This is a genomic window from Runella sp. SP2 (assembly GCF_003711225.1).
GTDB lineage: Bacteria > Bacteroidota > Bacteroidia > Cytophagales > Spirosomataceae > Runella.
This window is the reverse complement of record NZ_CP031030.1, coordinates 7,334,348-7,355,813: the sequence shown is the minus strand read 5'-3', so window position 1 is coordinate 7,355,813 and position 21,466 is coordinate 7,334,348. Positions and strand designations below refer to the sequence as shown.

22 protein-coding genes are annotated in these 21,466 nt (G+C 44.5%); 6 read left to right on the top strand and 16 right to left on the bottom strand.

All coding sequences use genetic code 11. From position 1 onward, the window contains the following. The first annotated feature begins 272 nt into the window (after nt 1–272). Nucleotides 273–1,430 (top strand): 2-isopropylmalate synthase, encoded by a 1,158-nt coding sequence (locus DTQ70_RS29680; RefSeq protein ID WP_122934160.1) that lies wholly within the window; start codon nt 273–275, stop codon nt 1,428–1,430. Between the two features lie 190 nt (nt 1,431–1,620). Here DTQ70_RS29680 and DTQ70_RS29675 read toward each other — a convergent pair whose 3' ends face one another. The 13 genes from DTQ70_RS29675 to bshA all read right to left on the bottom strand — a co-directional run bounded on the left by DTQ70_RS29675 (nt 1,621) and on the right by bshA (nt 14,580). Beyond that, nucleotides 1,621–3,234: a GMC family oxidoreductase gene (locus DTQ70_RS29675; protein WP_122934159.1), complete on the bottom strand. Its 1,614-nt coding sequence runs from the start codon at nt 3,232–3,234 to the stop codon at nt 1,621–1,623. A gap of 41 nt (nt 3,235–3,275) precedes the next feature. Next, entirely contained in the window at nt 3,276–3,935 is a 660-nt protein-coding gene (locus tag DTQ70_RS29670) for a hypothetical protein (protein ID WP_122934158.1), read from the bottom strand. Further along, complete coding sequence (locus DTQ70_RS29665; protein ID WP_122934157.1) at nt 3,922–4,284, bottom strand: GntR family transcriptional regulator; 363 nt, start codon at nt 4,282–4,284, stop codon at nt 3,922–3,924. Before DTQ70_RS29665 ends, DTQ70_RS29670 begins: the two co-directional genes overlap by 14 nt. 5 nt (nt 4,285–4,289) lie before the next feature. Next, the gene (locus tag DTQ70_RS29660) at nt 4,290–5,111 is read right to left on the bottom strand and encodes a hypothetical protein (protein ID WP_164490267.1); all 822 of its coding nucleotides are present in this window, start codon (nt 5,109–5,111) and stop codon (nt 4,290–4,292) included. A 28-nt stretch (nt 5,112–5,139) separates the two neighbouring features. Then, entirely contained in the window at nt 5,140–5,946 is an 807-nt protein-coding gene (locus DTQ70_RS29655) for a hypothetical protein (RefSeq protein ID WP_164490266.1), read from the bottom strand. Next, a complete protein-coding gene (locus DTQ70_RS29650; protein ID WP_122934154.1) occupies nt 5,946–6,650 on the bottom strand; it encodes an ATP-binding cassette domain-containing protein in 705 nt (234 codons plus the stop codon). Before DTQ70_RS29650 ends, DTQ70_RS29655 begins: the two co-directional genes overlap by 1 nt. Before the next feature lie 194 nt (nt 6,651–6,844). Beyond that, entirely contained in the window at nt 6,845–8,179 is a 1,335-nt protein-coding gene (locus DTQ70_RS29645; protein WP_122934153.1) for a DEAD/DEAH box helicase, read from the bottom strand. A 37-nt stretch (nt 8,180–8,216) separates the two neighbouring features. After that, the gene (gene ctlX, locus DTQ70_RS29640; protein WP_122934623.1) at nt 8,217–9,146 is read right to left on the bottom strand and encodes a citrulline utilization hydrolase CtlX; all 930 of its coding nucleotides are present in this window, start codon (nt 9,144–9,146) and stop codon (nt 8,217–8,219) included. Nucleotides 9,147–9,183: 37 nt separating this feature from the next. Further along, on the bottom strand, nt 9,184–9,750 hold the full coding sequence (locus DTQ70_RS29635) for a Uma2 family endonuclease (RefSeq protein ID WP_122934152.1): 567 nt from the start codon (nt 9,748–9,750) through the stop codon (nt 9,184–9,186). Between the two features lie 61 nt (nt 9,751–9,811). Continuing rightward, entirely contained in the window at nt 9,812–11,257 is a 1,446-nt protein-coding gene (locus tag DTQ70_RS29630; RefSeq protein WP_122934151.1) for an arginine deiminase family protein, read from the bottom strand. A gap of 387 nt (nt 11,258–11,644) precedes the next feature. Continuing rightward, the gene (locus tag DTQ70_RS29620) at nt 11,645–12,565 is read right to left on the bottom strand and encodes a bifunctional UDP-sugar hydrolase/5'-nucleotidase (protein WP_122934149.1); all 921 of its coding nucleotides are present in this window, start codon (nt 12,563–12,565) and stop codon (nt 11,645–11,647) included. A gap of 39 nt (nt 12,566–12,604) precedes the next feature. Next, complete coding sequence (locus DTQ70_RS29615; RefSeq protein WP_122934148.1) at nt 12,605–13,366, bottom strand: 5'-nucleotidase C-terminal domain-containing protein; 762 nt, start codon at nt 13,364–13,366, stop codon at nt 12,605–12,607. A gap of 20 nt (nt 13,367–13,386) precedes the next feature. After that, nucleotides 13,387–14,580 carry an N-acetyl-alpha-D-glucosaminyl L-malate synthase BshA gene (gene bshA, locus DTQ70_RS29610; protein ID WP_122934147.1) on the bottom strand — a complete coding sequence of 398 codons (1,194 nt, stop codon included), beginning with the start codon at nt 14,578–14,580 and terminating at the stop codon, nt 13,387–13,389. A 167-nt stretch (nt 14,581–14,747) separates the two neighbouring features. Here bshA and DTQ70_RS29605 point away from each other — a divergent pair, with 167 nt between their 5' ends. Continuing rightward, entirely contained in the window at nt 14,748–15,623 is an 876-nt protein-coding gene (locus tag DTQ70_RS29605; protein ID WP_409050422.1) for a geranylgeranylglycerol-phosphate geranylgeranyltransferase, read from the top strand. On the opposite strand, the gene gldD is transcribed toward DTQ70_RS29605, so the two are convergent. Together gldD and DTQ70_RS29595 are read right to left on the bottom strand one after the other, a co-directional pair. Then, nucleotides 15,620–16,207, bottom strand: a complete 588-nt coding sequence (gldD, locus tag DTQ70_RS29600) for a gliding motility lipoprotein GldD (protein ID WP_229600039.1) — start codon at nt 16,205–16,207, stop codon at nt 15,620–15,622. The genes DTQ70_RS29605 and gldD overlap by 4 nt on opposite strands. A 169-nt stretch (nt 16,208–16,376) precedes the next feature. After that, nucleotides 16,377–17,141: a biotin--[acetyl-CoA-carboxylase] ligase gene (locus tag DTQ70_RS29595; protein ID WP_122934146.1), complete on the bottom strand. Its 765-nt coding sequence runs from the start codon at nt 17,139–17,141 to the stop codon at nt 16,377–16,379. A 38-nt stretch (nt 17,142–17,179) separates the two neighbouring features. Here DTQ70_RS29595 and rsfS point away from each other — a divergent pair, with 38 nt between their 5' ends. From rsfS to DTQ70_RS29580, 3 genes are all read left to right on the top strand, one after another. Beyond that, the gene (rsfS, locus tag DTQ70_RS29590; RefSeq protein ID WP_028522491.1) at nt 17,180–17,563 is read left to right on the top strand and encodes a ribosome silencing factor; all 384 of its coding nucleotides are present in this window, start codon (nt 17,180–17,182) and stop codon (nt 17,561–17,563) included. Nucleotides 17,564–17,681: 118 nt separating this feature from the next. Further along, complete coding sequence (gene ftsH, locus DTQ70_RS29585; protein WP_122934145.1) at nt 17,682–19,658, top strand: ATP-dependent zinc metalloprotease FtsH; 1,977 nt, start codon at nt 17,682–17,684, stop codon at nt 19,656–19,658. 119 nt (nt 19,659–19,777) lie between these two features. Then, the gene (locus DTQ70_RS29580) at nt 19,778–20,065 is read left to right on the top strand and encodes a YciI family protein (RefSeq protein ID WP_122934144.1); all 288 of its coding nucleotides are present in this window, start codon (nt 19,778–19,780) and stop codon (nt 20,063–20,065) included. 67 nt (nt 20,066–20,132) lie between these two features. Here DTQ70_RS29580 and rpsU read toward each other — a convergent pair whose 3' ends face one another. Then, nucleotides 20,133–20,327 (bottom strand): 30S ribosomal protein S21, encoded by a 195-nt coding sequence (rpsU, locus tag DTQ70_RS29575; RefSeq protein ID WP_028522494.1) that lies wholly within the window; start codon nt 20,325–20,327, stop codon nt 20,133–20,135. A 132-nt stretch (nt 20,328–20,459) separates the two neighbouring features. Between rpsU and DTQ70_RS29570 the strand changes: the two genes are divergently transcribed. Continuing rightward, complete coding sequence (locus DTQ70_RS29570; protein ID WP_122934143.1) at nt 20,460–21,386, top strand: phosphatase; 927 nt, start codon at nt 20,460–20,462, stop codon at nt 21,384–21,386. The last annotated feature ends 80 nt before the right edge of the window (nt 21,387–21,466 follow it).

The window sequence follows — 21,466 nt, the reverse complement described above, 5'->3', positions numbered from 1 at the left end:
ATTTATATACCGCTACATTTTTTTAAAAAACTTTTTGCACCAAAAAATTATTCCGCTATTTTTGTAGAAGAAATACGCGTACAGCGAAAATTCGCAACACAATTTATGACATTAGCATCTAATAATATTCTCGGTCTTCTTCTCACACAGGTCATGTGAGAAAGGAAACCTTTATAGTAAAAAGGCCCTTTCTCACGTTGAGAAAGGGTTTTTTGTGAATAAAAATCCCAAAAGTCGAAATCTAACCAATTTATAATTTCTCTTTACACACAATGAGCCAAAAAGTCCAAATTTTCGACACCACGTTGCGGGACGGCGAGCAAGTGCCTGGCTGCCAATTGACAACCGATGAAAAGATTGTGGTAGCACAACAACTCGAAAAACTGGGTGTTGATATCATCGAAGCGGGCTTTCCTGTTTCGAGCCCTGGTGATTTTCGTTCGGTGGTAGAAATTTCAAAAGCTGTTCGTCAGCCTGTTATTTGCGCCCTTTCACGCGCCGTAAAAGGGGATATTGATGCCGCTGGAGAAGCCCTCAAATACGCTCAACGCGGACGGATTCACACAGGACTTGGTTCGTCCGATATTCACATTCAGCACAAATTCAACAGCACGCGTGAGAAAATCGTAGAACAAGCGATTGGCGCCGTAAAACACGCCAAGTCGTACGTGGAAGATGTGGAGTTTTATTGTGAAGATGCGGGACGTGCGGATGTGGCTTTCTTGGCACACTTGGTAGAGTCAGTAATCAAAGCAGGAGCTACGGTTGTAAATATCCCAGATACAACGGGCTATTGTTTGCCTAATGAGTACGGCGACAAAATCAAGTATATCTTTGAAAATACCTCAAACGCTCACTTAGCAACCATTTCAATTCACTGCCATAATGACCTCGGTTTGGCAACGGCCAACTCTTTGGCAGGTATTATGAACGGAGCACGTCAGGTAGAAGTAACGATGAACGGAATTGGTGAACGGGCTGGAAATACGTCGTTGGAAGAAGTGGTAATGGCCCTCAACGTACACAAAGAATTAGGATACGAAACGGGAATCAATACGCAATTGCTTTTCCCTACTAGCCAGTTGGTTTCAAAAATGATGCGTATGCCTGTGCAAGCCAACAAGGCGATTGTAGGGCGTAACGCGTTTGCACACTCTTCGGGTATTCACCAAGATGGTTTCTTGAAACATACCCTCAATTACGAAATTATGAGCCCTACCGACGTGGGCGTGGATAAATCAATGATTGTGTTGACGGCTCGTAGCGGTCGCCACGCGTTGAAGCACCGTTTGGAATTGTTGGGTTATACGTTCGATAAAGCAACGTTGGACGTTATTTACAAGCAGTTCTTGGACGTAGCCGACATCAAAAAAGAAGTAAACGACAAAGACTTAGTAGAGCTTGCTCGTGAGCTAGTTGTTGCTGATTAAACAGTTATTGGTTAACCATTATCTGTTTATCCGAAAATCATTCCTCCCCCGCAGAATCACTTTTGCGGGGGTTTTGTTTTGTCATTTTTTTAAAACACATAGAAAACAGTAGAATAAACACATAGAAAACATAAGATATAGCTATGTACCCTATTGTGAAAAATTCTATTGTGAGCTATGTGTTTCCCAATTAACTATGACGAATATCCCCCAAAATCAAATCAGCAGCTTTTTCACCAATCATAATGCAGGCGGCGTTGGTATTGCCCGCGATGATACGCGGCATAATCGACGCATCGGCTACCCGAAGCCCTTCGATGCCATGCACCCGCAATTTGCTGTTCACCACCGCCATTTCGTCATTGCCCATTTTGCACGTCCCGATGGGGTGATACACCGTTTCCAATAGCGTTTTGATGTGCAAAATAAGTGCCTCATCGGAACTACGTTGAAGTGGTAGAATTACTTCTTTTCGCACCACATCAAATGCCTTGGCATCCATAATCTCCAACGCTTTTTTGGTACCCTTCAACAGCGTTAGCACATCGTCTTCCTCCGATAAAAAGCGAGGATCAATGAGTGGTGCATCCAACGGATTTGACGAACGTAAACCTACAAATCCTACACTTTTTGGTTTGAGGAGCGTTGGTAAAACGGTAAAACCACTGGTGTGTGGAAAGGTTTCAATGTTATAAAAATCAGCTTTCCCGTCGTTGCCCATGTGAACTGGCGCAAAATGAAACTGAAAATCGACTGGGTCGGGGCCTGTATGAATTTTGGTAAACGCATTGGCTTCCAACGGACTAATCGTCATCGGCCCTTTTTTCATAAATACGTACTGCGCTAATCCCTTCACCTGTCCCCACACCGACAGATAATCGTTGGCGGTAGGCACATTCGCCAAGGCACTCACCCCCGTAAATAAGTGGTCTTGTAAGTTTTTACCCACCCCTGGCAAGTGTTTTTTAGCCTTTATTCCGTGCCTTTTTAGCTCGTCTTTGTCGCCAATCCCCGACAGCATCAAGATTTGAGGAGAATTAAACGCTCCTGCCGACAAGATGATTTCTTTGTTGGCAAACGCTTTTTCGGTCGTATTTTTTCCCGTCAAAAACTCCACGCCCACCGCACGGTCATTCTCCAAAATGAGTTGAGTTGTGTGCGCAAACGTAATGACTTTCAGATTAGAACGCTGCAAAATAGGTTTCAAAAATGCCGTTGCCGTACTCCACCGTTTTTGGTCTTTGATGGTAAACTGAAACAGGCTCGTTCCTGCTTGCTCGGCTCCGTTGTAATCGGGGTTTTCGGGAATTCCCTTTTCGGCACAGGCTTTCACAAACGCCTCCGCCACGGGAGTACGATAGCCCGTCGCGTAGGTTACGTTGAGCGGTCCACCTTGCCCGTGGTACTCGTTGTGAATCTGCTCGTTATGTTCTGATTTTTTAAAATAAGGCAACACCTCATCATAACTCCAGCCCTCATTCCCAAGCGCTGCCCATTCGTCATAATCGGCGCGGTTTCCCCTCACGTAGGCCATGGCATTGGTGGAACTACTTCCGCCTAATGCTTTTCCGCGCGGCAAATACATTTTTCGATTCAGGACATGGGGCTGAGGCTCAGTTTCAAATCCCCAATCGACCTCCGTACGATTGAGTTTGGAATAAGCCGCTGGAATATGAATTTCCATTTTTTTGTCAGGCCCTCCTGCTTCCAACAACAATACTTGGATGGCTGGATTTGCCGAAAGACGATGCGCCAGCACACAACCCGCCGAGCCCGCCCCGATGATGATGTAATCGAATGTCATTTCCGTGAAAAGGGTTTATTTTGCAGGAAATGTACAATTTTTTATTGTAAATTTTTCAGTGATTTACCCGAAAGTGTTACCTCACTGCTATCGGACTGAGAAGCCAATCGAATTTTTTTCACCGTTGCTCCCGCGTCCTCCAATCCTGCTTTGTCTGCCAAGCTCACCGTCAACTGGCTGATTTCGCTTCCTTCTGCCAATCGGAGTTTAGAAGTATCTTCTACCCGTGTGTCTAGCTTTTCCCACGTCCCTTTTTGCAGCGCACACACGCTATTTTTCTTCACCAAAAGCGACGCCTGCATGGGCTTGGTAGTAACGATACTGACGTTTGAATCATACAGCTCAATCGCGGGCATTTCAGAAAAATACAACTCACAAAAATCGACATCATCCTGCCGTCCCGTTACGGCTGAAATTTCGAGCGTGTCTCCCCTCTTACTATAACCAAAACCTACCCGACGGTAATCGTGACGAAAGCCTTGTTTTTCTTCTCCTAGATGTAACACAAAGCGAATACCTTTGGCTCTCAATACTTTAATTGGCTTATTTTCAATTCGAAATGCTTCAAAAATCGTATGCGCTTTTTCTTGTTTGGCGGTCAGTTGTTCCAAATAGGCACTCTTGTACCCAAACACTAAAAGCGCCTGAACGACCAGCGTCACAACGACGGCCACGGTTAGCAATAGATTAGATGGTTTCATATTCGTAAAATCGTTTTTCGAGTTCTTCAAAACTCATTTTTAGTAAGCGAATTTGTTTAAAAAAAATCGGTAGTTCGTTTTGTACAAACGTTTCCTTGCGCCAATTGAGGTAATTTTGTTCGCCATTAGGTGCCACAAAATACCCCAACCCACGCTTGGTAAAAATCACCTCTTGCGTTTGCAAAAAATCGTAAGTACGCTGCACCGTATTGGGGTTTACCTCCAATTGTACTGCTAATTCCCGAATGGACGGAATTTTGTCATCGGGTTTCCAACGTTGGGTCAGAATCTGCTCGCCGATGTGTTCAGCGATTTGCAGATAAATCGGGATTTGGTTATGAAAATTCATGGCTGTTAAACTTCTTTTTCTTTGATTTTCAAGTACGTCGCTACCCACAAGATGACAGGTAAACACCACACCCACCAAATGAGGTAGGGCAATTCAAGGGTCGAACCAAATTGGATATGAAGCTTGGAAATGGTTCTTACACTTGCATATATAAAACCTGGATAAGGGTAGGTTTCCACTCTATCGGCATTTGGTAAAATTGCTGTTAGTACATTTTGTTGAAACGCATAGAGAAGTAATATCGCTCCTAACCCAATTGCCAATGTTTTAAAAAAGCTATATTTCCTAAAAACCAAACTTCCCAACATAAACGCTCCCGAAATGCCGAAAACTCCAATCGCTAAACTTGTTTGAACTACATTCCTAAATGCCTTCGAATAATCCATTACAATGCTTACTTTAGGAAAGGTCGAAAGAACAAATGGGGTTGTAAATAACCAAGTCACTCGCCATAAAATAGCCGTTATGATCAAGCTTAAAGGGATAGTAAGAAGCCAAGCAAAACAAAATCGTTCTAAGGGGGAAACGGGCAATGTTAGAGAAGAAAAAGTTTTGGAAGAAGAAGAAAAATAAGAGTAAGCATAGCTTCCTGAAATCCAGGTGGCTATTACGGCAGAGTTAAAAAGCCCAGCAAAAGGGTTTAAATCATACCCTTTCAACTGGTTATAATAAAATTTATTCTCTAGCGGTTTACACAATAAATAAATGAATACCAGCTGCATTACCACAATGCCTACGGCAAACAGCGCATACACTTTCCAGTTTTCACGAAACTCTTTTCGGGCATAGAGTCCGAAACGTCGAATATCAAATAGGTCATTCATCATCAATAAGATTAATTTGTTTTAAAATCCTCTACCCCTCTCGTTCTTTCATTTTTAGAAATACGATAACGTACAAACAAATCGGTAAACATAGTACCCACCAAAACTGATAAAGGTTCTCATACACAGAGTGAATACGTTCGACCGAAATACCTTCTGGGCTACGCACCGTAATCGTTGGAGGTACCCAAGGCGCGGGCGTAGGTTGTCGCAACCCTTCGGCAGGAAACATCGCACGCAACAAATACCCTTGCCCCCATTGAAGTACCGCAACGCCAGCGAGCAATAAAACTCCCATCGTTTTGAGGAAATTGAGTTTGCCGAGGGTCATTGCACCCAGCATAAAAACCGCCGAACCCGTCAAGATAAAAATAGAAAAGTAAGAAGCGTCGGCCCAGTAGGCAAAATCAGTGTTGATTTTTAAGGTAGGAATGTCTTGTTTCCATTGTTCAATGATTAGCAACCAACTTATTTTCCACACAAACGCACAAACCAACATCGGCACGGGTAGCGACACCAACCACGCATACAGCAAACGCTCAAGGTTGGAAACGGGCAAAAGCAACGTCCCAAAACGTTCGTCTGCCGTCGAAAAACCTCTCAGGCTAAATCCACTGCTTACCCATACCATCATACCCATTGTTATCACCAACGAAGGGTAGATGTCAATGGGAAGCGCCCGATATTTTTCTGGCACTTTACTTCTTTCTGAGTAGATGAAAAAGGCCATTAATGCCACCATTCCGACTAAACCCAACGCATAGGCTTTCCAGTTTTCGCGTAACTCTCTCTGGGCATACCACCCAAATCGGCGAAGGTCAAACGTATCGTTCATCATTAGTGGAATTGAATGACTTCTTGGAATAAACTTTCGAGGTTGGGCTGCGCGGTTGCCTCGGCGGCCAAGGCATTGAGGTCTTCGTTATAAACGATTTTGCCCTGATGAAGAATCAAAACGGCGTCTATCAAGCTATCCAAATCGCGCACTTGGTGGGTCGAAATCACGATGCAGCGTTCGTCGGTCATGGCCCCCGCTACCAACTTTCGGAAGGTACTTTTTGAAGGAATGTCCAAGCCATTGGTAGGTTCGTCCATGAGTACCAGCGGCACTTTGGTCGCCAATGCAAAGCTGATGACCACCTTTTTCCGCTGCCCAAACGACAGTTTAGAAAAGACCTGTTCGGCAGGGACTTGAAACTCTTTTAAGTACTCCAAATACAGCGATTTGTCAAAATTTGGGTAAAAAACGCCGTAGGTATCCGCGTACCGCGCCGCCGTTGCGTGCGGCAAATGAGGCTCATCGGCCACAAAATACAGCTGACTCATCAACGAAGGCTTGCGGTGGCGTGGCTCCTGCTCCAACACCTTGCACATCCCTCCTTTTGGGAAAACCAATCCTGCCAGTAACTTGAGCAAAGTCGTTTTTCCCACCCCGTTTGCCCCCAAAAGCCCATAAATATGCCCTGGCTGCAAGTGCATTGTCAACCCCGAAAACAGGGGTTTCTTTTCATAGCTGAACGAAATAGCGTCTAAATGAATCATGGAATCTTTGAGATTTAGTGTACTATTTAACTAATACACTACAAACATATAAAAACCTCTCCATACATGTCAATAGAGAGGCTTATTTTTTTAATCTTCTGGTTGCTCACAACCAGAAACACATCTCACATCCTCTGGTTGTAAGCAACCAGAGGCACGTCTAAGAGCAACCAGAAGCACACAGCCGTGAGCTATTACCCATTATTAGGGCGCGTTTTTCTGATGGGTTTGCCGTACTTTTTCATCATTTCCTTGGCATGGTCGCGGCGCACGTTTACTTTTTTGTTTTTCTCCGATTTTTCGTGAAACGCCCCCCCAAACGATTCGCTCAACGCAATCTTGACTTGCGGCAGTTTCATCATTTGTTTCGGTTTTTCATCCTCAATCAGTTCATCCGAAATTTCGAGGTGCTTGGGCAACGGCCGCATTGGAATTTCTTGCTGCATTAGCACTTCTACCTCCAACTGCTGTTCTTTCTCGTTTTCGGTAATAAAACTAATGGCCACGCCTTTTTTATCCACCCGCCCTGTACGGCCAATGCGGTGAATGTACGTTTCGGGAAATTCAGGCATGTCAAAATTAATGACGTGCGACACTTCGGCAATGTCCAAGCCGCGCGCAATCACGTCGGTCGCCACCAAAATACGTGCTTCGCCTTTTTCAAAACGATTAACGGCCTCAAAACGCTGGTTTTGGGCTTTATTTGAGTGAATAACGCTTAATTCTTCGCCAAATTCTACCGACAATTCGTTGTACACCAACTCGGCCAATTGCTTGGTTGCCACAAACACCAACACTTTTGTCATGTCGGGGTCGTGACCAAGAAGCAATGTCAACAAATTGATTTTGGTATAAAAATTGGGAACATCGTAGGCCGTTTGGTAAATATTATCCAAAGGTGTTCCTACAGGGGTCGCCTCCACCCGCACGGGGCTTTCAAAGTAGCTGTTCATCAACGCTTCTACTTCGTCGGTAATGGTAGCCGAAAAAAGAAGGTTTTGGCGGCGTTCGGGCAGGGTATCCAAAATTAACTTCAACTGCGCTCGAAACCCTAAGTTGAGCATTTCGTCGGCTTCGTCGAGCACTAATCGCTTGATATTCTTTGGCTTTACCACCCCGCTCGACAGCAAATCGACCAGTCGGCCTGGCGTAGCAACCAGCACATCAACGCCGTTGGACACCTCAGCCACTTGGGGTTTAAAATTTACCCCTCCATAGACACCCACCACGAGTAGGTTCATGTAGGTCGTTAGCTGTTTTACCGACTCCACGACCTGCACCACCAACTCGCGGGTGGGTACTAATATCACTAATTGCGGAGATTTCTCTTTGGAAAACTGAAACAGACGCAAGCATGGCAACAAGTACGCAAAGGTCTTTCCCGTACCAGTTTGTGCAATTCCATATACATCTTTCCCTGACATCACGACTGGAAAAACCTTCGATTGGATGGTTGTTGCCGTCGTAAAACCCAAGTCATCAAGGGATTTCAACAGGGATTTGTTCAGATTTAGTTCGTCAAATTTCATGTGGCTTATTCATCGTAATAAGCCACAAAGGTACGACTTATTTCTCAGTAAGATGCACTTCGGCCATCATGCAGCGCGCAGAACCACCGCCATTTCTTTCGATAATTGACAAATCGGAGTGGAGCAATACAGCATAATCATCGAGTTCATCACGCTGTTTGGCGGTCAATGACTCAAACGCTTGCGTGGACATCACGAGCAGTTTTTCGCCACGTTTGTTATATACCAATAACATATTTCCTGCGAAGCTGTTCATCTGTTCCAGCGTAATTTCTATCACTTGTTTGCCCGTTTTTTCAAGCTCTTCGCGCACGTACAGGCGCTCGTCGGGGTCGGTGATGGCTTGTAAACAAACTACCGCAAACGCGTCACCTACGCACATAAGGACGTTGGTATGGTAAATTGCCTTTCCGTTGGCATCAGCCGCGTTAAATTTCACAACGCTAAAGCCAGTCGCTTCCGAAAATGCGTCCAAAACCTCGGGATGCGTACGTGGTGAAAGGCAGGCATACGCTATTTTATACCGACGGTCGAGCACCATACTTCCCGTTCCTTCCAAGAACTTTCCTTCCTTTTCAAAATGGGTCAAATCAATGACTTCATCCACTTGAAAATGCTCTTTCAGGCCCTCAACAATGTCCATACGACGCTCCAAACGGCGATTTTCGGCTTGCATTGGGTATAAAATCACCTTGCCGCTTTGGTGGAACGAAATCCAATTATTTGGAAAAATAGAGTCGGGCGTATAAGGTTCAGGCGTATCCTCGTACGTAATCACATCCACGCCTGCGGCTGTGAGTTGTGCTACCATGTTTTCAAACTCGGCCAAGGCATCTTGTTGCGCACTGTCTTTGGTTTGCGCAGCCAAGGCAGCGTCTTGAAACGCGTTACTTTCGGCCGTTTCTTCATTAAACCCAAAACGCACAGGCCGAATCATCATAATGTGCGTGGTGGCTTGAGGTTGCATTTTGTACGACATACTGCTCATCTCTCGTTGCTGATTTTTAGGAAAATAATTGGGAAACTTCAAATTGAAAATCGGAGACGACGGGTGTAGCCACAATCAAGTCGTTTCCTTTGTACGCTTTTGATTCATCAGGATTAGTATAGACGTATATTTTTTGCTGTTTTGGCGCAATGTACCATACCAACTCTCCTCCTGCGTCGAAATAGTCCTGTACTTTTTCAATCACATCTTCAAACGACTCCGAATCCGACAAGATTTCAATGGCAAATCGCGTTTTTATTCGTGCTCCTTGCCGCATTTGTTTGATTTCATCCGCAGTAAAATAGGTCAAATCAGGCACTCGCTTGCGGGTTTGGCTTACGTAAGAATCTAGCTCTGGTAATAATACATCCCCTTTTTGAAATGCGGTTGTTTGTATAAAAACACGTAATAAAAAATTGGCAATAAAAGCCTCATCTTGTTTCATAGCCTCCTTTTGAATGATTTTACCATCTAAAAACTCAAAACTACCTTCCACCACGTGTTGGCGCTGCCAATTTTCAAACGCTTCGACTGTTTGAAGATCGGTTGGTAATACGTCAGTCTGAACCAGTGTAGTAATCATAACTTGCTTGATTTTATCCTAAAGTTAATGATAAAGCCAATGAATCAAAAAGGCAGGGTGCTTAAAATCCGTCCCGCAAAATCGGTAAACTCATGCAATGTGAACCACCTCGCGCCCGCGAAAGCTCGGCTGAAGGAAGCATAATGAATGTATTTTGAATCGTTTCGGGCGATGAAATTCCTGCTTCAAATTCTTCCAATAGATCTTTGGCCCGAATCGTACGGAAGCCTTTGGCCCGAAATGCTTCAAGGGTTTTGTCGTTGCGGTCGTAGCCAATCACCACGCCATCTTTAAGCGCCAACAAATTGCAGGAGTCGGTCCATTGTTCGCGGGCGCCAAACGGGAATTCGTTGTTTCCCGAATAAATAAACTCCACGGGCTCATTGCAACCCAAGTCGTTTTTGCTGATGTCAGTCAACAAGTCTTCCAAATTCTCGATTTCAGTAGGTTTGTTTTCCCAGCCTTTGTTGAATTGCATGATTTGCAAACGGTCGGGGTCTTCTTTCGGGGCAAAAAAGTGGAGTACATCTCGTTTTTTGGCTTCATCGCCCTGACGAGCAATCGAACCTAGCAATACCCAGACGTTGCGTTTTACTTGCGTAAAAACCGTGTCGATGTGCATATAATCCCTTTTTTTAGGGATTTTCACGATGGTAATGGTGTCCACCACGTTACGTTCAAACAAAGATTTCATCACCTGCTGGGCTGCGTACAAGGTCGTACGCTCGCTGCATCCAATCAACAAATGCCTTGGCGCGACCATCATCACGTCGCCTCCTTCGAGCGTAGATCGGAGATAATCACTTTTAAGCTCGTCTTCCGTCAGTAAGAAATGGTGTTCATTGTCAGGAATTTCGATGATATTATTGCGATAACTTTCAAACTGCGGGTGGTAAAAAAAGATATATTGGGTCAACAACGACTCCCGCGTACGGGCCGTCTTCGCGGGTTTGTTAAGTAGCACATGGTCATTAATTACAATGCCAATGTCACGCGTAAAAATGAAGTTGGGCAGCGGGGCAAAAATCATGTGACGGTCAGGTAAAGAGCCTGAAATCAGGATTTTCGCTAACTCAATTGGGTCATATTCTTTGAGTTTTTCCTGAATCCGAAACGAACAACGTTCGACAGCACAAATAGAAGCAATGAGTTTTACCCGAATGGCGTCGTCTTCAAGGATTTCCGCTAACAGTTTTTGTATATCTACGACTTTATCAGAGTTAAAATATTCGGGACTTCCTGGTTTGTAGAACAAACGCTTAGGGTCCGCATCTATCTCTTTTATTTTTCCTCGTACTTTTTCAGGATCCAGAAAATAGAGCAAGATTTTGACATAGTAATCGTACTCTTCGCGACGCATGGTATCGAGGTGAACTATGTCCTCAAAAAGCCAGTCCTGCGCTTTAGAGGGAACAACTTTACCCAAACCACGGTCGGGGCTGTGAATAAGCAATCTACGAAGCGTCCCTACCTCGGACGATACTCTGAGTTGATTGTCGAATGTCATAAGGAAAACTTGGTGAAAAGAGCTTGATAAGCCGCAGTGTTTTTTTGTTTTTTCGCAAAATACACTTTTGACTTAAAACAAAGGATTTATAAGACAAAAAGACGTAAAATTCTAATTTTTAGAAAAAACAATTTACTTTATTTCAACTCATTGAGTCATTTTGACCAACAAAATAAGCAGGATTTGCATCGGAGATGCTCAACATTTGTAATAAGCGGGTTTTGAGAAACCCGCTGCACGAATAAACATCATTTTCAAGCATCGGAGATGCGCAACGTTTGTAGTCAGCAGGTTTTGAGAAACCTGCTGCACAGATGAACATCATTTTCAAGCATCGGAGATGCGCAACGTTTGTAGAACCCGCACGAATGAATACCCGCGACACCATTATTGGACAGGTACGGCTTGACTTTCGAAATAGACTTTTTTAGAAACGCGGTCAAATCTAAAATCCAAACGTCCAAGGCTTGCACCGCCCCAACCTGCTTGGTTGATAATCACCGACTTTCCTGCTTGATTTTTGAGTATTGTAGGTTCGTTTAAAAACGTATGCGTATGTCCTCCGATAATCAGATCGATGTCTTTGGTTTGCGGTGCCATCACTAAATCTGACATTTCACCATCACTCATTTTATATCCCAAATGCGAAAGACAAACCACCAAACTACACTTCTTTTCATTGCGGAGCATCGCGGCGGTTTCGTTCGCAGTTTTTACGGGGTCGAGGTACTTGGTTCCACCAAATAGTTTCTGCGGAATTAAGCCATCGGGGCTAATTCCAATCCCAAAAACGCCCACTTTCACACCTTTAACGTTGAAAATTTTGTACGGCTGCGCCAAGCCTTCCATTGACGTCCCCGCAAAATCGTAATTCGCTACCAGCACAGGAAACTTGGCATACGCCTTGATTTGGTTCACGTACAGGTCGAGTCCACCGTCGAAATCGTGGTTGCCCATTGTCACAGCGTCGTAGCCCATTTGGCTCATCAATTCGATTTCGGGACGACCTTTATAGAAATTAAAATAAGGCGTTCCCTGAAAAATATCACCCGCGTCAAAAAGCAACACGTTCTGTTCTTCCGAACGAATCTTGCTCAAAATTCGCGCCCGATTCACCACGCCACCGCGCCCCGCCATGCGGTCGCCTTTTGGAAATGGCTCTAGGCGACTGTGTTGGTCGTTGGTATGTAAAATAGTGATTTTAACTTCTTTTGCCTGAGGCGACGCCCATGTTTCAAAAGGTAACGACCCTAAAGCTACTGCTCCCGTGGCCCCAAAAATATGTTGAAGAAATATACGTCTTTGCATGATAATGATAAAGCAACAAGTTGATTCAAATATGACTACTTACTCAACGACGGTCGTTCTGCCGTCTTTTTTAGGGTCAATCGACTGCCCTTGTTTTCCTTTTCGGCGCAGATAGTCCGCCATCGCATCGCGCATGAGGTAGTTGAGTGCTTGATACCCCTTATTATTCTTCACAATAGGAGCTAAGTCACTACTCATTGCCATGTAGTCGCTCGTAATGAGCGTATAAGTTTGCTCCGTATTAAGCGGTTTTCCCCCAATCAGCACTTCTTTTGGTTTGCTAGTCGCCTTGTCAACAACAAGTTTCAGACCCGACTGCGGTTCTTTACGTTGTGCCAAATAGTCAACCACTTTTTGCATGGTTGTGCCCGAAAGCGTAAGCACCACCAAATCGTTATCAAAAGGCATTACTTCATATACTTTTCCAAGGGTAATATTTCCTTGAGGCAAGTCTGTACGAATTCCCCCGTTGTTGGTCACGGCCACGTCAATGGGTTTACCAAAACGTTCTTGTCCCATTTCCCGAAAAAGATCTGCCATCAAATTCCCCAATTCTGATTCAGGCGTACCTTTTGTCAGCCGACGAGGTGAAGTCGTCAGCACTGCCGTCATCTGGGCATCCAAAGTGTCGTGGTAAGGTTTGAGGTATTTATCCACCGTTTGTGACAAAGCTGAAGACGGTGCAGTGACGGTGTCACTGATTGCAATCGGCTGAAGCTTAACGGGCTTTCCTACAAAATAGCGCGTACAAGCTCCTAAAGAAAGAGCCAGTAACACCAACGGTAATACAATTTTTCTCATGGTTTTTGTTTATTGATTCCTCAGTGTTTACCTACCAATACTTCACGCATTGGGCGGTCGGTTGATGCTTCCAATGGTTCTAATGCGCTTAGACTTTCGGCCACTACTTTTTCATAATAGGCTTCGTACTGTGGCAAAATATTCGCCAACTCAAATTCTTTGGCCCGGGCCAATGCGTTGGCTTTAAAACGAGGCAAATTTTCGTCTTGTAAAATGTAAACTGCATTTTTTGCCATGTCTTCAACGTCGCCCACGTTGCTCATAAAACCAGTGACACCTTGCACGTTCAACTCTGGCAATCCACCTGCGTTGGATGTAATCAAAGGAACTTCGCAAGCCATTGCCTCCAACGCTGCCAAGCCAAAACTCTCTGTTTCAGAGGGCATTACAAACAAATCGGCCACCGAAAGTACTTCCTCAATCGCATCTAAGTTCCCCAAGAAGCGAACACATTGCATCAAATCCAAGTCACGGCACATATTTTCTATTTTGGCACGTTCGGGGCCATCACCCACCAACAGTAATTTGCTGGGTACTTCGTGGCGTACTTTTTCAAACATCAACACAATGTCTTCAATCCGTTTTACCTTTCGGAAATTGGAGGTATGCACCAGCAACTTTTCACCGTTGGGACAAATTGCCAACTTGAAATGGTCTTTTTTCTGTTTCTTAAAACGATCTAAGTCAATGAAGTTAGGAATCACTTCAATGTCTTTGGTGATGGGGAAATAATCGTAGGTAGCTTGTTTTAAAAACTCCGACACCGACGTAATACCGTCCGATTGGTTGATACTAAACGTAATCACGGGTTCGTACGAGCGATCTTTGCCCACGAGCGTGATGTCGGTTCCGTGCAAAGTCGTGATGACGGGGATATGAATGCCTTGAGATTTGAGAATTTGCTTTGCCATGTAGGCCGTTGAGGCGTGCGGGATGGCATAATGCACGTGCAAAACATCCAGTTTTTCGGTCTTCACCACGTTCACCATCGCGCTCGACAGCGCCGACTCGTACGGGGCGTACTGAAACAAGGGGTAGTTGGGAATATGAACTTCGTGGTAAAAAATATTTTCACTGAAAAAATCTAAGCGCGTAGGTTGTGAGTAAGTGATGAAGTGAACCTGATGTCCGACGGCAGCAAGCGCCTTTCCAAGTTCAGTAGCGACTACGCCACTACCACCAAATGTTGGATAACAAACAATTCCGATTTTCATTCGCGGACGGGGAGTTAGTTGAGGTATTATTCGGCACAACAAAAAAAATGCAATTTTTTCTCCACATTCTGTATAAAGATTTTGTGAAGTCCCGAAACGCATCTAACTTATCCGTTGTTTTGCATACAGCTTTGAAAACATCCACCAACCCATAATTCGTCCTATTTGTGAAACGCCGCCTTACCATCAAAGACATTTCGTTTGGGTTTATGCGGCTTATCCGCTGGCCTAACTTACTCATGATTGCCCTGACGCAATACATGACCCGCCTGTTTTTAATTGGCCCCATCAGCGACTGGAAAAGTATTCTGCTCGAAAAAGAGATTTTTCTTATTACACTTTCTACCGTACTTGTCGCGGCAGCAGGTTATGTCATCAACGACTATTTTGACATCAAAATCGACCTTATCAACAAACCCGACCGCGTCATCATTGGGCGATACCTCAAGCGACGTGTCGCCATGACCACCCACCAAGCTTTTAATATTCTGGGCTGTGGCTTAGGGCTATTGGTGAATAAATGGGTGTTTCTGCTCAGTGTACTGTCGGTCACGCTTCTTTGGGTCTATGCCTCTTATTTCAAGAAACGACCTTTCATTGGCAATTTTATTGTTGCCCTTCTAACGGGTCTTTCCCTCATTATTCTAGCTGTTTATTATCCCCAAAATCGCTCGTTGGTTATTTTGTATGCCTTGTTTGCCTTTGGTATCTCACTCATTCGTGAAATCATCAAAGACATGGAAGATGTACGCGGCGACGCTTCCCACGGCTGTCAAACCCTGCCTATCATTTGGGGAATTCGACGCACCAAGGTCTTTCTTTACGGGCTCATTGCAATTTTTGTTCCCAGTTTGTTTCTGGCCGCGCATTGGCTACAAAACTCCCAATTGACGTGGATGTTTGTAGGGCTTCTTGGACTCATTGGCTGGCTGGTGTATCGTCTTATCCGCGCCGACACCAAAAAAGAATTTGGTTCGTTAAGTAGTTTGTGTAAACTTGTTATGCTTATCGGAATGCTGAGTATGATCTGGTTAGCGTATTAGTTTTTTTTCTTCCACTTCAGGGTATTCAGCAAGTGAACAATGTCCTTGCGAAGGTAGTCGATGGCGGGTTGTAACGAATCTTGCTTATCGGCTACCGAAAAATAAAGCGCCCCACGAAGGTAGTTGGTGGTGGTATCGGTGGTAAAAAATTGGACGTAGCTTGGCACATCACCCTCCAAATCAAACATCACGGCCCGCTGCCCCGACTTTGTTTTTACTACTTGTTCCCGAATCCCTGTCGCTTTAATCTGGTGCCGACCAGCCAATTTATAGGCATCATTGATAAATCCACCAAGGCGCTGTGGATTGTTTTGGACAGGTTTGTAGGTTAGCTGAATACTGGCTTTCAGGGAAGGATACGCAATAAATATCCAGTGAGGTTCGGCGTCGCTAAAGGTATCAGGCAATATCACCGCACTTTTTGAATATTCAAACGAGTACGGATGGTCTTCTTTCATCGGTTGGTAAACTTGGGCAGGCAAATCGAGGCGAGGGAATCCTTTGGGTTTGGGGACATAATCGGATTCAGAAGAAGAACAACTCACGCCCATGCTCGCGCAAAGTGGCATGATTGCCCAAACCATTTTTTTAACCAATCTTTTGCTGACATTTACCATTTTATTCTATCAAAACTATTTATTTTTACCAATAAAGCTCATACAGTGTGTTTGGTTGCTCACAACCAAACGTGTATGAGGTTGCTCACAACCGAATTTAACTCACAAACGTGCATGAGGTTGCTTACAACCGAATTTAACGCTCAAACTCGTAACTAATCTCTTTAAAGTCAAAATACACCAATCGGTTCTCAATTTGAACCGCCAAGAGTCCTGCATCGGTTACGCCCACAATCATCCCCGTAAATACGTTTTCTGCCTGCCGAAAATTGTGTTGTTCTTGATAACGAAACAAACTTTGTAAATAACGCATCTTCAAAGCATCAAAATGGCCATTGCGAAGAAGCAGGTAGTTTTTTTCAAGCGAGGCCAACAAATCGGGCAAAAGCTCTTCCCGCACGTATTCTTTTTGGGTGGCTTTACGCAAGGAGGTAGCCCGTGGGTTTTCAAATAAAAGTTGGTTGATATTTAGCCCCATTCCCACAACAGACGCTTCCAGTCGGCCGCCTTGAATAGAATTTTCTATCAATACTCCACCCAGCTTTTGCTCGCCCACATAGACATCATTAGGCCATTTTATTTTAAGAGATTCTCCCAAATAAGGCTTAAAGAATTCGTATATCCCCACTGAAATGGCGACGTTGAGACGAAACTGTTGAGATGGACTCAAAAAATGAGGACGTAGAATGAGCGAGAGCATAAAGTTCTCTCCAGCCTGCGCCAACCATTGATTTCCGCGCTGCCCACGGCCTGCCGTTTGGAAGTCAGTTATGACAACAGTACCTTCCCAGCCCTGCCCAAGGCGCACCAAATCCGCCGCTTCATCGTTTGTTGACTGACAAGTTGGCAGATAAATCAAATTTTTTCCAATAAAAAGCGTTTTGGACTTAATTTTGTACAATATTTCTTATTTTTAGGGATGCAATTTAAGACTAACGCATGAAACAACGCAAATCAGATAGTATATCTTCAGAACAACTGTGCCATCTTGTAGTAAAAGGAATGCAGGAAAAAAAGGCAGTGGACGTAGTAGTGATGGACCTGCGCGACATTAAAAACGCCATTACGGACTTCTTTGTAATTTGTACTGGTAACTCCGACACCCAAGTCGATGCCATCGCCGATTCTATTGAGACAGAGGTATATAAAATTATCTCAGAACACCCTTGGCAGCGCGAAGGCAAAGAAGCCAAAGAGTGGATACTCATTGACTATGTGGACGTAGTTGCTCACGTTTTCAAGAAAGAACGGCGCGAATTTTATGGGCTCGAACAACTTTGGGGTGACGCCAAAATCACACTGGTGGAGGAAGAGTTCGCCTAATTGAACATTACCCTTAAAAATAGTGTTGGTCTGATAATACGTTTGTAGTTACCTACCACTCCAAACCTATTCAGGCGAATACACCACAAAACCCGTTAATTTAATTCAATAAATAATCATGTCCGAAAACAATGGCAACCCGCTAAACCCCAACAACCGCAATCCACGCCGTACGGGCTATCAGGGATGGATTATTGCGGCCTTGGTGTTAGCGATTTTGGGAATCACCTTTTTCAGTCGCAATACGGCCATTCGCCCCATTACGCAAAAGAAATTTGAGAAGATGGTGCAAGCGCACGAAGTGCAAAGCATCGTTATCGTTAATAGTGAATACGTAGAAGTAACCCTTAACACCAAAGCCCTCGAAGATCCGAAATACCGCGCTCTTTTTGATAACAAGGCGTACTTCAACAACGGCGGGCCTCACTTTCAGTTTGAGGTGACATCGGCCGACAAATTTTTGGACGATTTTCAAAAACTCAAACCCGACAGTGATTCCATTGATTACGATTTTGATCGTCGAAGCGACTGGACAGGCTTCTTAGGTACTTGGGGCTTCCTTATCATTATGATTTTGGCCATGTACTTCTTGCTAGGTCGCATGACAGGTGGAGGTGGCCCTGGTGGTCAAATCTTTAACATTGGACGCTCAAAAGCAACGCTCTTTGACGCTGAAAATAAAGTTAAGATTACCTTCAATGACGTGGCTGGTTTGGAAGAAGCCAAAGAGGAAATCATGGAAATCGTGGATTACCTCAAAAGCCCTACCAAATTCACAAAGCTTGGTGCTAAAATCCCAAAAGGCGCTCTTCTAGTAGGCCCTCCAGGTACAGGTAAAACCCTTATCGCCAAAGCTGTAGCAGGAGAAGCAGGTGTACCTTTCTTTTCGCTTTCTGGTTCTGACTTCGTTGAAATGTTTGTAGGGGTAGGTGCCGCTCGTGTACGTGACCTTTTCAAACAAGCCAAAGAAAAAGCACCTTGTATTATCTTTATTGACGAAATCGACGCCGTGGGTCGCTCACGTGGCCGTGGTGGTATGCCAGGCGCAAACGATGAACGCGAAAATACACTTAACTCGCTTTTGGTTGAAATGGACGGTTTTGCTACCGACTCTGGTATCATCATTATGGCGGCCACCAACCGTCCTGATGTACTCGATTCTGCGCTTCTACGCCCAGGCCGTTTCGACCGTCAGATTTCGGTGGACAAACCCGATATTGTTGGTCGTGAGGCCATCTTCAAGGTGCATTTGAAACCTATTAAATTATCTCCAGACGTTGACCCTAAAAAATTGGCTACCCAAACGCCAGGTTTTGCAGGGGCAGAAATTGCCAACGTTTGTAACGAAGCTGCCCTTATTGCCGCTCGTCGCGACCGTGAGGAAGTAACAATGCAAGATTTCCAAGATGCGATGGATCGCGTTATTGGTGGTTTGGAAAAGAAAAACAAAATTATCTCGCCCGACGAGAAGAAAATTGTGGCTTACCACGAAGCAGGTCACGCCGTAGCAGGGTGGTTCTTGGAACATGCTGATCCATTGGTCAAAGTGACGATTGTACCACGTGGTATGACGGCTTTGGGATATGCCCAGTATTTACCTCGCGAACAGTATTTGTACCGTTCAGAACAGCTTTTAGACGAAATGTGTATGACCCTTGGAGGTCGCGCCGCTGAAGATGTCGTATTTGGAAAAGTATCGACAGGTGCCCTTAGCGACCTTGAGCGTGTAACAAAACTTGCTCACAGCATGGTTACGGTCTATGGTTTAAACGATAAAATCGGTAACATGTCGTATTACGACTCTAAACAGTCGGAGTACTCATTCAACAAGCCTTATTCGGAAGAAACTGCGCGTATGATTGACGAAGAAGTTCGCAAAATCATTGACGAAGCCTACAACCGTAGTAAGGCACTTCTTACCCAGCACCTTGCTGCTCTTGAAATCATCGCGCAAGAGCTTTTGGAAAAAGAAATTTTGTTCCAAAGCGACCTAGAGCGCTTGATTGGCAAACGTCCTTTTGAAAGAGAAACGGTTTACCAAGAGTTCATGAATAGCAAATCTAAAGAAGAAAATTCGACCGAAAATAACGCCTAAAAGGTAGTTCGTTCACTTCTTAAAAGGTTAGAGTAACAGCATCCTGTTCTCTAACCTTTTTTTATTTCACTCCTTTCTTCCAACATGCGTATCTTTCACATTTATTAAACTTAACCAATATGCTTTACGTAGTACATGCTTATGATTATACCGACGAGCAGGCCCTTGAGCGCCGCATGTCGGTTCGGGAGCGTCATTTAGAGGGGGCTAAAATTTTAAAGGCAGGTGGCCATTTTGTAATGGGAGGCGCTTTGCTTAGTCCCGAAGGGAAAATGATGGGTTCGATGATGGTCGTTGATTTTGACACCGAAAGCCAAATGAACGAGTGGCTACAAAACGACCCTTACGTAACGGGCAAAGTCTGGGAGAAGATAGACGTCAAGCTGTTTCGGAAAGCAGATGTATAGAAGCAACAAAAGGCACTGCGCCGTAGCGTAGTGCCTTAAAGTATATTTTCTAAGGAAGAATATCGACTTAGATTACTTCGTTTTCGCGCATTTTCTGCACGTAAGTTGCGTGAATTACTTCTTTGCGACGTTGTACAGATTTTTTCGTAAAAGCCGAGCGTGAACGCAACTCTTTCAAAACACCAGTTTTTTCAAATTTCTTTTTGAAACGCTTAAGTGCCTTGTCAATTGATTCGTTTTCTTTAACTTGTATAAGCAACATATTTGTTAGTGTTTTTTTCTCTTTTTATAAAACGGAGTGCAAAAATAAGTGTCTCCTTTTAAAAAATCAATTTTCTTTGTACTTTTTCTTTCAACTTATTCATAACACTCCCCTGAGTACATTCTTGCAGGCATGAAATACGCCATTATTGACCTTGGAAGCAACACCTTCCACCTATTGATTGTTGAAAAACAAGGGGATACCCTCCAACAATGCTTCAAAGAACAGCTTCCTACTAAAATCGCGAAAGCTGGAATCAATCAAGGGCAAATTACAGAAGAGGCGACTGAGCGCGCGTTGACGGTACTACGATTGTTCCGCCAACACATCGACGCGCACGGCGTTTTACTGCAAAACGTGAAAGCAGTAGGAACGAGTGCCATTCGCAATGCTAAAAACGGAGCGGAATTTTGTCAGATTGTCGCCCGCGAAACGGGTATTCTTATCGAAGTCATCAGCGGAGCTCGCGAGGCTGAGCTCATTTATGAAGGCGTTCGGCTAGGCATTGATCTTGGCGAAGCTCCATCACTGCTGATGGACATTGGCGGCGGCAGCGTTGAGTTTATCATTGGGAATGCTTCGCGCACATTTTGGAAGCAAAGTTTTGAAATCGGTGGTCAGCGTTTGTTAGAGAAATTTGTTTTGACAGACCCCATTTCCCCATCCGCGATTCAGCGAATGCACAGCTATTTTCAAGAACAACTATTGCCTCTTGTCAACGCCGCCCATCAGTATGCCCCCCAAACATTAGTAGGGTCATCGGGTTCGTTTGATACACTCGTTGACATGGATTTTATGCACCGATTAGGCCAACTCCCCTCCCCTACGCAGACGAGTTTTGAATTGCCCCTGGCCGAATTTTACCGTGCTTACGATTTACTTACTACCCTCCCTCGCGAAGAACGCATGGCAATCCCTGGCATGATTGAATTGAGAGTTGATATGATTGTACCAGGGGTAGTGCTGATTGCGCACGTACTACGTAGCCTGCAAATCAAGCACATACGCAGTACGACTTACGCCCTAAAGGAAGGGATGATGCAGTGGGCACTGGGGTAGTGTATCTGTTTTTTACTCGCTGAATAATAAAAGCGCAGAGTTCCACAGAACAAAGTCTGCGAAACTCTGCGCTTTTTAAA